Here is an 831-nt window from a genome sequence, read left to right as displayed (position 1 = left end):
TGACCAGCCAGACGGATGCCCGTGGCACCGTCACCGCTCTCGCCTATGACCAGATGGACCGGCTGACCCTGAAGACGGCAACGGCGTCCGGTGGCAGTGCGGTGACGCTGACCCAAAACACCTACGACCAGGCGACGGCGGGCTATTACAACATCGGCCAGCTCACCACCTCCACCAACCCTGCGGCCACTCAAGGCAACAAGTATGACGGCTTTGGCAAGGTCGCGCGCCAGGACGTCACCATCGGCACGCTGACCCACACCACGACCAATATGCGCGATGGCTCCGGCCAGACGCTGCGCACGCAATACCTGCCGGTGCAGCTCGACTTCGGCACGCTGGCTGCCCCGCTGCAATATACGGCCGGCAACAAGCTGCTCTCCGCCTCCGGCTTCATCACCTCGACGATCTACGAGGCCGACGGCCAGACCAAGTCGATCGCCTATGCCAACGGGGTCACGACAAGCTTCATTTATTCGTCGACCCGCCGCTGGCTGACCCGTGTCACCACGGCAAAAGGCGCCACTGTGCTGCTCGACGATCTATATGCCCGCGATCTCCTCGGCCGCATCACCGGCACGACCGGGCTGACGGCTTCCGACAGCTGGACCTATGGCTACGACAAGGCCGACCGGCTGACCTCGAGCGACAATCTCGGCAACAACACGCTCGACGAGACCTTCGTCTATGCCGCCAACGACAATCTGACCTCGCGCACGCGGGTTGCCGGGACGTACCTCTATCCCGCGGCGAGTGCTGCTCGTCCGCACGCTCCAACAGCGGTCGGCGCCAAGACGCTCACCTATGATGCCAACGGCAACATGACAGCCG

1 protein-coding gene is annotated in these 831 nt (G+C 63.9%); it reads left to right on the top strand.

Going from position 1 to position 831, the window contains the following annotated elements; genetic code table 11:
- On the top strand, positions 1 to 831 hold an 831-nt coding region (locus NKH16_RS34860; RefSeq protein ID WP_352903977.1), incomplete at both ends, for a hypothetical protein.

Source organism: Mesorhizobium sp. M1307, assembly GCF_040318155.1.
In the GTDB taxonomy this organism is placed as follows: domain Bacteria; phylum Pseudomonadota; class Alphaproteobacteria; order Rhizobiales; family Rhizobiaceae; genus Mesorhizobium.
Note: the sequence above shows the minus strand (reverse complement) of the source record. Positions and strands in the feature narration are given on the sequence as shown.